This is a genomic window from Methylobacterium trifolii (assembly GCF_022179685.1).
Classification (GTDB): domain Bacteria; phylum Pseudomonadota; class Alphaproteobacteria; order Rhizobiales; family Beijerinckiaceae; genus Methylobacterium; species Methylobacterium trifolii.
The window spans coordinates 1-14,067 of record NZ_BPRB01000123.1 but is presented as its reverse complement, the minus strand read 5'-3'; the positions used below and the strand labels follow the sequence as shown (position 1 = coordinate 14,067).

The 14,067-nt window shown below is 58.9% G+C and carries 15 protein-coding genes and 1 tRNA gene; 7 read left to right on the top strand and 9 right to left on the bottom strand.

What is annotated here, in order from left to right; genetic code table 11:
• The 5 genes from COGEMETH_RS12160 to COGEMETH_RS12135 all read right to left on the bottom strand — a co-directional run.
• A partial coding sequence (locus COGEMETH_RS12160) for a DEAD/DEAH box helicase family protein (RefSeq protein WP_238182826.1) occupies positions 1–1,542 on the bottom strand: 1,542 nt, incomplete at its 3' end.
• Positions 1,543–1,969: 427 nt separating this feature from the next.
• Positions 1,970–2,671: a hypothetical protein gene (locus COGEMETH_RS12150; RefSeq protein WP_238182825.1), complete on the bottom strand. Its 702-nt coding sequence runs from the start codon at positions 2,669–2,671 to the stop codon at positions 1,970–1,972.
• A gap of 55 nt (positions 2,672–2,726) precedes the next feature.
• Entirely contained in the window at positions 2,727–3,950 is a 1,224-nt protein-coding gene (locus COGEMETH_RS12145) for a tyrosine-type recombinase/integrase (RefSeq protein WP_238182824.1), read from the bottom strand.
• A 142-nt stretch (positions 3,951–4,092) separates the two neighbouring features.
• Positions 4,093–4,530 (bottom strand): hypothetical protein, encoded by a 438-nt coding sequence (locus COGEMETH_RS12140; protein ID WP_238182823.1) that lies wholly within the window; start codon positions 4,528–4,530, stop codon positions 4,093–4,095.
• Between the two features lie 325 nt (positions 4,531–4,855).
• Positions 4,856–4,928, bottom strand: a tRNA-Glu gene (locus COGEMETH_RS12135).
• Between the two features lie 298 nt (positions 4,929–5,226).
• Between COGEMETH_RS12135 and COGEMETH_RS12130 the strand changes: the two genes are divergently transcribed.
• From COGEMETH_RS12130 to COGEMETH_RS12120, 3 genes are all read left to right on the top strand, one after another.
• Positions 5,227–6,348: a tyrosine-type recombinase/integrase gene (locus COGEMETH_RS12130; RefSeq protein ID WP_238182822.1), complete on the top strand. Its 1,122-nt coding sequence runs from the start codon at positions 5,227–5,229 to the stop codon at positions 6,346–6,348.
• Between the two features lie 149 nt (positions 6,349–6,497).
• Positions 6,498–6,797, top strand: coding sequence for a hypothetical protein (locus tag COGEMETH_RS12125; protein WP_238182821.1), 300 nt, complete (start codon positions 6,498–6,500; stop codon positions 6,795–6,797).
• 356 nt (positions 6,798–7,153) lie between these two features.
• Positions 7,154–8,164, top strand: a complete 1,011-nt coding sequence (locus COGEMETH_RS12120) for a calcium-binding protein (protein ID WP_238182820.1) — start codon at positions 7,154–7,156, stop codon at positions 8,162–8,164.
• A gap of 105 nt (positions 8,165–8,269) precedes the next feature.
• On the opposite strand, the gene COGEMETH_RS12115 is transcribed toward COGEMETH_RS12120, so the two are convergent.
• From COGEMETH_RS12115 to COGEMETH_RS12100, 4 genes are all read right to left on the bottom strand, one after another.
• The gene (locus COGEMETH_RS12115) at positions 8,270–8,767 is read right to left on the bottom strand and encodes a hypothetical protein (RefSeq protein ID WP_238182819.1); all 498 of its coding nucleotides are present in this window, start codon (positions 8,765–8,767) and stop codon (positions 8,270–8,272) included.
• Between the two features lie 274 nt (positions 8,768–9,041).
• Positions 9,042–9,599, bottom strand: coding sequence for a Ros/MucR family transcriptional regulator (locus tag COGEMETH_RS12110; RefSeq protein ID WP_238182818.1), 558 nt, complete (start codon positions 9,597–9,599; stop codon positions 9,042–9,044).
• A 240-nt stretch (positions 9,600–9,839) separates the two neighbouring features.
• Entirely contained in the window at positions 9,840–11,411 is a 1,572-nt protein-coding gene (locus COGEMETH_RS12105; RefSeq protein WP_238182817.1) for a hypothetical protein, read from the bottom strand.
• Complete coding sequence (locus COGEMETH_RS12100) at positions 11,377–11,898, bottom strand: hypothetical protein (protein ID WP_238182816.1); 522 nt, start codon at positions 11,896–11,898, stop codon at positions 11,377–11,379. Before COGEMETH_RS12100 ends, COGEMETH_RS12105 begins: the two co-directional genes overlap by 35 nt.
• A 383-nt stretch (positions 11,899–12,281) precedes the next feature.
• Between COGEMETH_RS12100 and COGEMETH_RS12095 the strand changes: the two genes are divergently transcribed.
• The 4 genes from COGEMETH_RS12095 to COGEMETH_RS12080 all read left to right on the top strand — a co-directional run.
• Entirely contained in the window at positions 12,282–12,842 is a 561-nt protein-coding gene (locus COGEMETH_RS12095) for an amidase domain-containing protein (protein ID WP_238182815.1), read from the top strand.
• Between the two features lie 252 nt (positions 12,843–13,094).
• The gene (locus tag COGEMETH_RS12090; protein WP_238182814.1) at positions 13,095–13,607 is read left to right on the top strand and encodes a Ros/MucR family transcriptional regulator; all 513 of its coding nucleotides are present in this window, start codon (positions 13,095–13,097) and stop codon (positions 13,605–13,607) included.
• 37 nt (positions 13,608–13,644) lie between these two features.
• Entirely contained in the window at positions 13,645–13,815 is a 171-nt protein-coding gene (locus COGEMETH_RS12085) for a hypothetical protein (protein ID WP_238182813.1), read from the top strand.
• Positions 13,816–13,824: 9 nt separating this feature from the next.
• Positions 13,825–14,067, top strand: a 243-nt coding sequence (locus COGEMETH_RS12080; protein ID WP_238182812.1) for a hypothetical protein, incomplete at its 3' end; no start/stop codon positions are given.

The window sequence follows — 14,067 nt, the reverse complement described above, 5'->3', positions numbered from 1 at the left end:
CAAGTCCGGGAAGATGGATCCTCTCAGTTTTTGTGCAACGATTTTCCAGTCAGCTTTTGATAAAGGATTATCGTTGCACGTTTCTTCATGCAGGGAGCTCTTCTCTGAGGAGGCGACCTCCTCACCGTTGGCTGTGAACCCATCCACCATTCCCATCATCACGGCAGCGAGACGGGATGTTTCCGCATTTCGCCTGACACGATGAGCCCTGCTTCGGGACGAGGAATCATCGAACTGGCGCTTCCGACCCCGGGGCTTCTGGATAGCGGCTTCATTGATACCGTCGAGCTTCTGCACCGTGGATCCGGGCAAGAGAGCTTGAAGGTAATCCGCTGATGATCGGTCGGGAACGACGACCTTTTTCACGCTGCGACTAGCCAGATCTCGGATCGAGATGCGCAGAACGGTTTGGTAAATTGCTTCCTCGTGCACAGCACGCCGAATAGCCTTCGGATCCGCACCCCGCCACGCCAAGAACCCATACTGTTCCGGAGGCGGCAGCCGAGCTGACAGATGAACGACGTTGTGGAGCTGCGAAAAGCTGTTCAAGCCATGGGATACCTGCGGGAGTGGGTGCGCCTGAGGTTCCTCGAAAAGCCCGAGATCCATCACGTCCTTGTTGGCGATGTAAGCGAAGGGCTCACCGGCCATCCAAGTAGCTGCTGATGCGGCGATAGCTCTGAGAAGCCGTCGATCCTCCTTGTCCCGCAAGGTCTTAGACCATTGGCCTTCGACCGCGTAGCGGATCTGAACGAGATTCCCATTACCGTGCTCATGGTAACGTAGTTGGGCACCCAGTGATGTGTCTTCGATGAAATGAACACCTTCATCAGACCAGAGCAAGTACAACAAAGAAGAGAGAAAGTTAGCTCCGAGCATCGTCACTCGCTTGAAGCCATAAAGCATTCTCGGGCGAAGGAGGAAAAACAGCGTCAGCTTTTTCCCACGTCCGCTCACAAGGGCATCGTATGCAGATAGGTCAGCGTACCCGCTGAGGTTTGGAGACAGGAGATCCCGAGCCATGGTCCCTAGGGTTTTGGCGAGGACCTCATCGTCGGTCTGGGCGAGCTTCTTCAGCCCCGCCCGACTCCTCACGGCTATTCGTCCATATCGTGGCCCCTTCGGTCTCATATCGACGTGACCGGTCAGGAACTTGTGCGTCTCGGGGACGATGGCCGTAACTGAGCTATATACCTGCGGGACCTCGTCGATGAAGACGTGCCACGCTGCTTTGTTTGGGAAGAAGGGCAGCCTGAGAATGGCAGCCCACGTGATGATCAGGATCCGCCCCTTCTGAGGTCCCTGGAACAATGCTGCTAGAACGGAACGAACTACCGATTCCGCAACCCCAGTGTGGATGACGTCGATGGCTACCACTGGGGACAGGCTTCGCAGATCTGCCGCGACCTCACCGATAAGTTTCACGGTCGGTAAGACGATTAGCACGCCCTCGCCATCTGCAGCGAGAGCGTGAGCATGACGGTACATCGCAAACGTCTTCCCCGCTCCAGCCAGAGCGTTGATATAGTAAATAGTGCTCATGCTTTTCTACGGGAATATGCCGAGCCGACCGGATCGATCAGCCGCTGTGATGCCGTTCTCGACGAAGTTCGTAACGGCAGGCGATGGCAAGGGGGGCTTATGCAATCGTGAAAATGGATCACGATTGCTTATTCTGAACGGTTTTGTCCCGCCTTATATAACGCCTCGTTCGACAAGAGCCCGAATGTCTTCAGCCCTCCAAACCGTTGTTTTCGGACCTAGCTTCAGTGGCGCGGGAAAACGCCCTGATCTCACTCCAGCCCACCATGTCGACTTGCTGATCGGAATGGGACCTTGTGGAGCTAATATTTGCGAAATTCGCAGCAGGCTCTGACTGTAATTCATTGTCTCTTCTGCCATCTTCGTTCGATGCGATGGCGTCTTGTAACGTCCGGAGCAGCTCAAGAAAAGCTTGCTCTCGGAAAAATTAGCTCTCAGATTTTGAGGCAACTTTTCTTGCTTTTCTAGCGAGTGCAGTCTTAAGAACATTCGCCACGCGATCTTGCTGTAGCTTCAAATTGGGGTCTGCAATCTCTGAAGCGGCAATGACGAAGCGAAGGGCGTTCCACGTTCCTGAACGCTCAGTTGGTTTTTTTGACATGGATACGGGCAATCCTGTGCTTAAATTCCATATATCTGCGAGCCCTTCAACAAGATTGATCATAAACCTACTGTCTGGGCCAGTTTTAATGCTACGATGGAACTTTTTATCAACATGGGATTGTAGATGTCCAATTTCTTGGATAATTTCATAAAGGCGATCATCGTCCCATTGCAACGACACCGCTAATTTGTTCGGCATCAAGTATGTACGCAATTCAGCTTGAAACTTATCGATAGACCGACTTAAATTTTGTAGATGCTGGCGTCTTTCTGCTGGTCTATGGGGTGATCGGAATGGGCCTCTCGCGGAGACTTCAGCTCGATACAAATCAATAAGTACGTCTACGTGGCAGCGATGATCATAATTGGCGCCAGAAAGTAGGTACAGAATTTGCCATTGCTCATCAGTCAATCGAGTTGTCAGTCCGGTTGCCCTTGACCTGATGTAAGCATTGAAATCGCCAACTATTTCGACATTTCCGAATTCTTGATTGATCTTGAAACTAAATTCGTCTTGATCGGTCATTGCTTACCTCCAAAGAAACATCGAGGCTAAAATAAACAACCCTTTGCAGATCAAATTAACTGAAATCGATTGCAGATATATCAAATTTGTTGCTTGGTTCTTGATATCTATCTATGTAATCCGTCCACGATTGCATCATTTCACGACGATATTCGATATATTCCGCCCGATGATAGGCGGCCCTCACTCTGTTTCGTTCCCGGTGCGCAAGTTGACGTTCGACAACGTCGGGATCGAAACCCATTTCATTCAGTAACGTTGAGGCGGAAGCGCGAAATCCATGGCCGGTTGCTCTGCCATGATATCCAAGGCGATACAGAGAGAAGAGGATTGTGTTTTCCGACATTGGTTTTTCCGACCGTCGGTCATTTGGAAATACGTAAGGAGAGTGCCCTGTCAGTTTCCTGAGATCAGTCAATAATTTTACTGACTGTTTGGCCAGCGGTACGATGTGTTCCTCCTTCATCTTCATGCGTTCGGCTGGAATGCGCCAAGTGGCACCGTTGAAGTCGAATTCCGACCATTGAGCTTCTCGTAGTTCGCCGGTTCGTACGAAAGTGTAGGCCAGGAAGAGCAAGGCTGTGCGAGTGATCAGACTTCCATTGTAGGCGCGAAGGCGGCTTATTAGTTCGGCAAACTCAACTGCCTTCGTCACGGCTGCGAATTTCTTCGGTTTGTGGGCTTTGAAGGTGCCTCGTAACGGTGCGGCCGGATCATGCTCAGCACGGCCGGTGGCGATGGCGTACCGGAAGACCCCGGATGTCCACATTCGCACCTTCCGAAGGGAGGCTAGGGCTCCACGCCGCTCCATCAGCAGCAAAGCTTCCCGCATGATCGGGACGGTGATGCTTCGGATCGGATACCCGCTTAACGGGGGGTACACGTTCGCAGCCAGTGCCGACTGCACCGCATCACGGTAGCTCGGCGACCACTCGCCAGAGCGTGAGGCGATCCATTCCTCAGCGATGGTCTGGAAGGTCTCTGCAGCGGCAGCAACATCGATCCGCTGCCGTTTCCTATCTGCAACTGGATCGATGCCCTCACGAATCAGCCGCCGTGCTTCGGCGACTTTGCTACGGGCTTCACCTAGGCCGATCTCGGGATAGACCCCGACAGCGTAGAGCCGCTCCTTGCCGCCGAACCGATATTTCAGCCGCCAGTATCGAGCACCGTTCGGGTTCACCAACAGGAAAAGGCCTAACCCGTCGGCGAGCTTGTATGGCTTAAGCGCCGGCTTAGCCTGACGAATTTTTATATCGGTTAGGTGATCACGGGCCATCACGGGGCTGCCTGCTCATCGAAGCCGACATTGTACCCCTAATCACGATGGGCGTACCCCCTGGGGTACCCCAAGCCTCATCGGATGACAGTGATCTAAAACAGACAAATTCGGACGAACTTAGTCACGTAAGTGTCTGAATTCACATCACAAATCGGACATCCCTGGACGATGTCGGATCGTAATATGGCGGAGACGAGGGCGACCTGCGGTCCGGAAGAATGGTAGGCCCATGCCAGCCCGCGGGCGAGCAGATGGTGGTCTTGCAGGAGGGCGAGGTAGGCCGGCCAGTCGAAGCCGAGGGCCGCCTCCATCCGCGCAAGCAACGCATCGGCAAAGGAAGCGCAAGGGTAGCCCTCAGGTAGTGCAGGAACGTGACCGGGATGGTGAAGGCGACGAGAGCGGCGCTCGCCAACGTCATCCCCCGCCACACCGGGTCGAACTTGATCGGCCCGAGCACGGCCGCGATGAGCAGGAGCACCGCAACGCCGCCCGCGGCCACCGTGAAGCCGTCCAGTTCTACGCCGATACCGGAAACCGCCAACCAGACAGCATCGACGAGGATGATGCCGACGATCAATGCCCAAAGGCCAGGGTGGGGCGCGGCAATCGATCGCGACAGTCGGGCCAGGCGTGGGATCCAGATAGGGAAACGGTGGCAGTCAACAGCCGGAGGCACACCCGTCCGGTTCAGGACTGCCCGACCGACGTGGGCTTTTACGTCGTCTCCGCAGCCACCATCCTCGTTAGGCGACCGGTGTGAGCGTTATGAAACTAGGTATGGCTCTCGCGCAAAGGGCAATATCGCCACCTGCGTCCGGCAAAATCTCGGATGGTCCAGGCCCGTCCACTGGACACAAACTGGACACGCACCTTACGAAAATCCGCTAAGTGCTTGATGCTGCTGGCGCTCCCAAGGGGAATCGAACCCCTGTTTTCGCCGTGAGAGGGCGATAGCGGATAGTGACTGACAGAACCTGATCCGCCGTGATATGCCTTGAGATACAATGATTTGCCCCACCCACCATCATTGCCGATCATCCATTTTCATGGCACTTTTGTCAACGAATTCGACAACGAAGAAGGGGGGCTGCGGATGCCTCGCCGTGCCAGCGCTTTCAAGAGCCGATCAGGTCGCGCTGCCCTACCAGCGTCCGATGCTCCCGAATGGGAATTGATCGGTCCGGGGGTGAGGCTCGGCTATCGGGCGGGACGAGGCACGAGAGGGCAGGGCGGTTCGTGGCTTGCTGCGTCACGCACGCCGGATGGGAAGCGTGTGCAGATCCGGCTCGGCACGGCCGATGACGTTGCCGGGGCTGACGGCGCAAAGATCCTCATGCACGAGCAGGCCAAAGACGCCGCGCGGGCATGGGTGAAGTCACTTCGCAGGACGCCTGATGCGAAGCCGGCCCTCACGGTCGCCGATGCGATGGAGCGCTACCTGACGGGCCGAGAGGCCGAAGGTATGAAAGCCGTCTACGACGCGCGGTCCCGGAACCGCGCCCACATCCTGCCGACGCTCGGCGCAGCGCGTGTGGCCGACCTGTCGCTTGAAAAGCTTCGGCGCTGGCGTGACGCAATGGTCCGCGCTCCGAAGATGGTCCGCACCGGCCGATTCGCTCTCAAGCCAAACGTGCGCGAGGTCGACATTACGGACCCGGAGGCGCTGCGCCGCCGGCGCGACACGGCCAACCGGACGCTGACGCTGCTCAAGGCCGCGCTCAACTGGACCTACCAGCACCAGCTTACGGAGAACGATCGAGCCTGGCGCCTGCTCAAGCCGTTCAAGGATACAGGCGCGGCGCGCGTTCGCTTCCTCGACACATCCGAGCAGCAGCGTCTGCTCAACACGACAGAGGGAGCATTGCGCGACCTCGTCGCCGCGGCGCTGATGACGGGGGCCCGGTTCGGCGAGCTCGCCCGACTGACGGTTCGCGATTTCGACCGCGCCAACGGCACGGTTTTCATCGAGCGGAGCAAGAACGGGCGCGCCAGGCACGTCCCGCTCACCTCCGGCGGGGCTGCCCTCTTTGAACGCCTGTCCGCCGGCCGCGCGCCGAAGGCGGCTCTGCTGACCCGAGACGATGGCGAACCGTGGAAACCGGCGCAGTACCAGCGCCCCTTCAAGGGAGCGTTGGCGCGGGCAAAGCTGGAGAGCATCACCCTGCACGAGCTCCGGCACTCCTACGCCAGCGCAATGGTGCGCAACGGCGCGCCACTGATCGTCGTCGCCGAGGCGCTCGGACATTCAGGGACCAGGATGGCTGAGAAGCATTATGCACACTTGGCGCCGAGCTTCGTGGCTGACACGATCCGGCGAACAGCGCCCGATCTCGATCTGCCACAAAGCAACCTGAAGCGCACCACGCCGCCGTCGCTCGCAAGAGCCGACCGCTAATTCAAAGCGGCCGACGCCCCCGGAGCGCAACGGCCATGACGGAGTTCGGCCTGGTCGAACTTGGAGGACATGAGCCTGCGGACTTGTCGCGCTCCCACCCTACATCCACGCGCGTGATCCGCCTTCCGGGCAGATCGAGGGGCCGCCAAATGCAACAGGACACGCCCGAGATCGACGATGCCGCCCGGACAATCGCCGAGAACGTCCTCGAGGCCTACAGCCGGCAGCTCACGGGGGTGACCAGTCCCCAGGTCGAGCAGACCGTCGTGACGCGCCTTGTCGAGGCGATCCGTCCGCAACTCTCCGAAGGCACCACGGACGGCATCATCGAAGCGGCCAATGCCGTGCTCGCTGCATGGGAGCAGCAGGACCCAAACATCCGTGGTCCGCGTGTCGGGGCTGTCGATCCTACCACGCGTCTAGTCAGCCTGGAACTAGCTACATCATAAGCCATAGCTTCGTCCGCCAGCCTGATGTTGCGGAAGATGTAGCCAGACAGTGGCGCACCCTTATGAGATACGGATGAAAACTTGTAATAGCGCCGGCGGATACGGAAATTGATCTTTCTGCAACTGGATCATCAGAGGCGACGAACGAAAGCAAGTTCTCAAGATTTTTAGACAGACACTTATTGCTCTTGCTTAAAGGCCGTGCTTGTATCGACAACATGAATGTACGCATGAACTGCGTGTGATATCTCTCGCAGATAAACTAAAACTCAATACCTCATTCATGGGTTTGTTGCTGGGAAGATAGATATCACGATTATTAGACTACGATTGAATGCAATAAGTGGAGCAAGTGTATGCCGGGACTTCAAAACCTACGAATGACTTTCGTACCAGATTATTACAATGGCGGCCCTTATGTAGCCAATGGTTTTAGTGTAACCGAGCTGTATCCATATAGCAATGATCCATACGGTCCGCCCGATTATGGTTTCGCGATTGAACCCAATGATGCTATAATTTTTCGATATGCTACCGAATCTCCAATTGATTCAGAGCAGCCATACGGAATTCGCGCTTTGGTGGATAGCGGTTTCGTGTTTACCCCTCAGGATCCAGATTTTCGGTTCAACTTGGATAGATTTAGTGCTGTTGGAGATGGCACTCCAGGGTCAGATCACCGGCTTATTTTCGAGAATCAGATTGATTCCATTGTTCAAGATGCAGATAAGTACAATATTTATGCCGATTACATCATAACGAACGCTAATAACATCCCAAGATTTATACTTGAGTATCAAACTTTTCCTGCTAGTGTATTGGTTCTGGAGAGTGTTGATATATCATACCAGAGTTCAGATGTCGTAGTTGGCACGAACGGCAGTGAGATTTTGAATGGAACGGCGATTGCCGATACTGTACAACTTCTTGGGGGGAGTGACACATTTTACGGAGGTTCGAGCCTCGACACGATCTATGGTGGACAAGGTTCAGATCTGCTTTCAGGAAATAGAAGTGCCGACGTGATCTACGGTGGACGGGATAGTGACACCCTCTATGGCGGTCAGGGCGACGACTTTGTATCAGGCGACCTTGGCGACGATTTGATTGCTGGCGATCTCGGGAACGATACGCTGATCGGTGGTTCGGGCGCGGATCGCTACGTATTTGGGGAGAATTCTGGCCGGGATCTCGTGATCGGCTTCGACGTAGTAGCGGGCGACCGCCTTGACCTAAGGAGTCAGACCTACGCTATCGGAACAGTCGCAAACGGTGACGTTCGACTCACACTTTCGGGTGGTAGCACCGTCCAACTCGTGGGCGTCAATACCGGCACCTTCGGAACGGGCAACGGGTACATTGCCTGATATGCGCGGCGGATCAGGAGCCCCGATGTGCCTGACAAGCTTCACTTATCGCTTTTCCGTCCTTAGGGTTATCGTCCAGATTTTCCAAGTAATACGCTTGCGTTCTTAGCGCCCCTGCAACGCCTGCCTGAGCGTCGCATCGGCGACCGGCGTGGCCAGCCCCTGCCGGACGATGAAGCCGATTCGGTCGACGCTGTCCGGCGCCGTCAGCAGGTCGGCCAGCGTCGCGGTGTTGCGCCCAAGCCAGGCGCGCCGCGTTGCATCCCCTGCCGAGGTCACGAACGAGGCGCCTCCGGTCTTCGCCGCGGCAATTGCCTGAGCGAGGATCGGCACCTCGCCGACCGTGTCTCGGATCTGCCGGTTGAAGTCGGTCGGGCTCCCCTGCGGCTTGCGTGTGCCGGTGGCGCGGAAGACGTCGAGGGTATCGCCCACACTCTGCCGACCCCCCGGCCGGCTGATCGCTTCCAACTCAGCATCGAGGTTGACGGCCTGCTGCCGCGAGCCGGCTATATCCATGGCGAAGCGCGCTCCCCCGCCCTGCGCCTTTCCGACGACGGGGCGGGTCGTGCTGGTGTCGAATTGATTGGCCAGCCGCTGGCGCACGAGCTGCGCCGTCGTATCGGGCGCCTGGCGCTGCAGATGCTCACCCGCGCTTCGATCGCATCTTCCGCATGCCCTGCATCGCGATGCGGTCGCGGGCGATAACTGTCATCTGCGAGAAGCCGCCGTGGCCAAGCGGGGACTCGCGCTGGCCGCAGCGACTGGCCTTTCGGGCTGCACCTTGTAGGCTCGCATAAAGGCGTCGGCGGCACCCGTTGCCGCCAACGTCATCAATCCGCGTACCTCGTGGATCGAAATGCTGCGGCGCTGAGCTGCTTCACTCAGCCGCTGCAGCAGCGGGAGCCTTCTTCCGGCTGCCGCCCTTCGGTGCCGCTGCGGTCGCCGGCGCCTTTCGAGCCCGACCTACCTTCTTCGGCGTCTCTGAAACCGTCTCGCCTGCGACGGCGGTCTTCGCGGCAGCCTTCCGGCGTTGCTGGCCGAGGCCGAGGGCGCGGGCCAGTTCGGAGCGTTGGGCCGAGTAGCTCGATGAGGTCATCGGGTACTCGTGAGGGAGACCCCACTTCGCCCGGTAGGCCTCGGGCGACAGGCCGCGGATCGTCAGGTGCCGCCGCAGGGTCTTGTAGCCCTTGCCATCCTCGAAGCTGATGAGCGCGTCAGGTGTGATCGATTTACGGATCTGGGAAGGCGACGCTTTCTCAGGCCCCGCTTCGGCAATCGCGCCTTTGTTCGTCAGGCTAGTCAGCGCAGTGTGAACGCCAGCGATGAGGCCTGAGAGCTCCGTCGCCGGAAGCGAGTTGTACGCCACATAGGCTGAGACGATCTCGACCGCCAACTCGATGTGATCCTTCGTCGGTGCTGATGCTGCGTCATCCATTTCTAACTTCTCCCGGCACAATAACTAAAAACGCCCAAATAGATACACTCGTCAAGCGTAATCCGCAAGGCAGGCGGGAGCGTACAGCAATCTTTCTCACATATCGGCGCAGGCTCTGCTGCTGCCTTTCAAGGTACTAAGGCAACGCAACCTGAGAGGTATCTGATGAATATGTCAGAGTTTCGGATCGACAGTGAGTTCGGCGGCGAGAGCGGGTGATGGCCTTGCGCCGATTCGCGTTCACTCGATCCGACCCGTGGCCGGATCGTAGCGCCGTCTGACGGGCGCATTGGACGGCATCTCTCGCATCAGCTTGCCGTCCGGCCCGCGCACCCACCGCTCGACCTCTGCATCGGGTTCGGGGGCGCCAAGTTGCGGAATGAGCCCTCGACGGCGGGCTTCGGCTTCGAGCGCAGCGCGGTCTGGGACAGGCGACACTGGCGCGGAACGGCCGCCGATGCCGATGGCCGCCGCCTCCGGCGAGATGCCTTTCAGCATGGAGCGTTGATTGTCGACCATGTCCGAGACAGCCTGGAGCGTGGCCTTCGTCCGTTCGACATTCGAGAGGTAGCCCCCGCCGCCGAGGCCTTCCATGACCTGCTTCATGCGGTCGTTGGAGATGCGCCCGCTGGGGTCGATCATCTTGGCGACCTGGCCGGCCAGGAGCAGCTCCAGCATCTTCGCCTGCGGGATGTTCGGATTGTAGGTCTGGAACTGCGCCACGACCTCCGGGTCGACGAGCCCGGCCGCGATGTCCTTCTTCGTCTGGAGCCAGGCCGGATCGAACAGGCGCGCGGCCTCCCGCGCGGCCGCAACGGCATCCTGGCCCACACCACGCACGCCGCCGACGATGCCGATGGCGCCGGGATCGCGTGTGATCAGGTCGCGGAAGGTCCGCACGGTGCTCTCGACGTTGGCGGCATCGAGCAGGCGCTGCTCGACGGTGTTCGTGGTCGCCTGCCCGAGGCCGGTGTCGTTCTGATTGCCCTGGAGAGCCGAGGAATAGGTCTGCACGCCGGCCGGCAGCACCGTGCCCGCCTGCGTATCGATCCAGCCGCGGGCCTGGTCGAACCGGGCCGTCCCCGTGCCGCCGTCCGGCCGCTTGTAGTTAGCCAGTTGGGCCTTCTGCATGTCCGGCGCCGGCGTCTGCCCGAGCGCTAGGGGCGCAGTCGTGATGCGCGGGCCGTCCGGCGTCTGCACGCTCGGCGTGGGGGTCGAACCGAAGGTGATGGCCTGCTGCTGATCGGTCGGCATCTGACCGAAGACGGCCGCCTTGACCTCGTCTATCGACAGGGGTTTGTTCGCCCCGGCGAGCGTCCGCCCGTCCGGAAGCGTGGCCTGCTGCCCCTGGTTGAGCTCGACCACGCCCGTCTGCTGCTGCGGGACGCCAAAGGCGCTGGCGATCGTGGGCGGCACGAAGCGCGTCGCGCCCTGCCCCACGGGGGCAAGCATCGTGCGCGTCGTGTCGCCCTGCTGCTGGAGCGTCGTCTGCTGGAGCGCCCGCGCGTTGTCGGCGGCGTTCGTCGACAGCGTCGTGCGGTTGTTCCGGTCGACGGCCTCCAGGCTCTGGTTGGGAGCGAAGGCGCCTGCGATGCCGGCCCGGTTGGCGAACGCCACCGGATTGACGTTGGGATCGGCCGCGTCGCGATAAAGCTCTGTCAGCCGGGAGCCGCTGGCGCGCTCGTTCTGCGCCTTCTGACTCACGTAGAGCTCCTGCGCCGTCGGCGGAGCAAACAGCTTGGCGATGCTGTCGAAGCTGCTGGTGAGCTGGTCCGTATCAATGGCGGGTGTGCGAGTGCGGATGAGGGGCATTGAAAACCTCCGTATGATCCAGGGCCTGTCGGCTCACAGCCCTTTGCGCAGCGAGCTCGTGGCTGGTGGGGGCGCCGCGGATGGCGATCTCGGAAAGGGAGATGTTTTCGATTTCGTTGGCCAGGATGCGGATCATGGCGCGGAAGCCGACCGCATAGTCGGGATGCCAACCGGCGCGCCGCTCGTGCGGCAGCGTCCACAGCGTCAGCAGCTCGGACAACCGCGCCGCCATGGTCTCGAAAGCCTCCGCGCTGAGCAGCTTCGGGACGACGGCACGCGCCAGGGCTTGTTCGGCGCAGAGCATGTGCGAGGCGAGGCTGATGCGGGCTTCAACCGAGATCACGCCCGCCTCGAAGCCCTCGCAGGCGGCGCGCATGGCGATGCTGAAGTGCGCCGCGGGGTCGTCGCTTGACATCATCGCGGCCCGGAATGCCTCACCGGCCCGCTCGTAGGCATCCGATGTGGGATCGTCGGGGTCTCGGCTCATCGGGCGCTCCGATGCTCACAAAGACCGGCCGCCCCTGCAGGGCGTGCCTATCGCGCAGGCTGGCGCGAGATCCGGTCTAGAGCTTCAACACCCCCAGGCGCCTGAGCACCCGGAGGAACGGAGCGGCTCCCGAGGCCGCGCAGATCGGGACGTGAAAGGAGTAATAGAAACGCTGGCCGAGGACAATCAGGTCCGACCCTTAAAGACGGCGCTGATGCCGAACCGTCGCCGCCTGAGCCAGCGTTCCGGATTCAACCCGTTTTCGGCGGAGTGAGTTCGGGGCTTACCGCACTTGAGGTGTACTCGGATAAAAGCAAGACTGCGCTGACCGACGAATCTAAAAATCCATTCAGCCGCGATCGCATTCGAGGAGCGCAGTCGCTATGAAGCAGTACTATGATCGGCGTGCCGCGGCAGCGTATGCTCTGAAATACGCAATCAACTACAATCCGAATTGGCCAGCCTACAAATCACAGGACTGCACAAATTTTGTGTCGCAAGCACTGTACGCCGGTGGCTGGAAGATGGTGCAAGGTGGATTTATTGGCAGTCGAGATATGCGAGCATGGTATTCGGAACAGGATGATGCTGATGATCATAGTTGGACTTGGTCCAATGCAAAAGCTTTTTCTTTCTATCTCGCAAATAACATAGGTGTACGCGTATCAAAATGCGATCGAGGCGCGCTGGCTCTCGGAGATATTGTTCAGTTGATCGATTATAACATTATTCATCATACAGTGATCGTTACTGGTGTACTTCCTACAACGATCAGATCCAAGAATGCAGTCTTTGTCACTTATCACACTAATGACACGCAAATGACCATCTTGGATCATATCGCCAATAGGGATGGTAGCAACCTAATTTGCTGGAAGGTAAAGGATATGTACGATGACGGCGAAGATCAAGTCGAAGCTGAGCCCTGGGACGGCAGGGACTAGGGGTTTTTGCGGCAAATCCAGTCGCAGGCGGCATCGACGCAAAGGCCGTCCGTGAAGCAGCGCGACGGTGCCGGAGGTGCTTTTCTTCTTCCTGCCGAGATTGTGGCAATCAGTAATGAACGCCTTTTCGTCGGGTATTGCAACAATTAAATGAAAGCATACGAACTTTACTCAGTGATACGGCCAAATCATCCTTGACGAGCTACAGATTTTGGACTGTTCGTCGGTATCCGAAATTCCAGGAGACAAAAAGTGGACGCCGCCACATCAACCGTGCAGATAGACCTTATCGAACTCGCCATCGATATCGTATCGGCCTACGTCTCGAACAACCCGGTGCCGACAACGGAACTGGCTTCGCTGATCAGGACCGTGCACGCGTCCCTGTCTAATCTTGGAGCAACGACAGCCGATGAGAAGCCCGCTGTCGAGAAGCCCTCGGCAGCCCAGATCCGCAAGTCGATCACGCCCGAGCACATCTTCAGCTTCGAAGATGGGAAGGGCTACAAGTCCCTGCGGCGGCATCTCACTGGACTTGGCCTGACGCCCGAGGCCTATCGCACGAAGTGGAGCCTGCCGACCGACTACCCGCTGGTCTCGGCGAGCTATTCAGCGAAGCGCTCCGAAATTTCCCGTGCCCTCCATCTAGGGCAGCCGCGCAAGAAGGCCGCCGCGAAGGCCATCGTTGCAGCCGAGACGGTATCCGAGACGCCGAAGAAGCAGGGACGGCCTCGCAAGGCACCAGTGGAGAAAGCGTCCGAGTGATCGCGCCTTTGCGGGCTACCAGAGACCAGAAGCGGGGGTGATCAAGATCGATCAGGTGCTCTCCCCGGCCGTCCGCGCTTCGCACGATCTTCGCCGAACCGGCGCCTCCCGGCGCCTGCGTTGCAGCTGCGGGCGCGGATTGCGCAGATTGCTGCTCGCCCTCGCGATCCAGACGGGCCTGATAGACGGGCCGGCCGCGGTTCAGTAGCGTTCCAGGATGCCCGACAACCAAACCACCGGAGAGCTCTACAAGGCCCAGGCGATCAACGAGGCCGACGTGGTCGAACTGGTGGAGGCCTACATGGCCGACCCCACGACGACACTTTACGTGTTTGGCGACGGCTTTGGCCTGGACCTAGCGGGGGCTGTGCGCTCGCGCGGTTGGGCAACCCAGATCGTGACCGACATAAACGCGAGTGAGCTCGTAAAGCGAGTCGCGGTGCGCACCGCGATCCTGCTG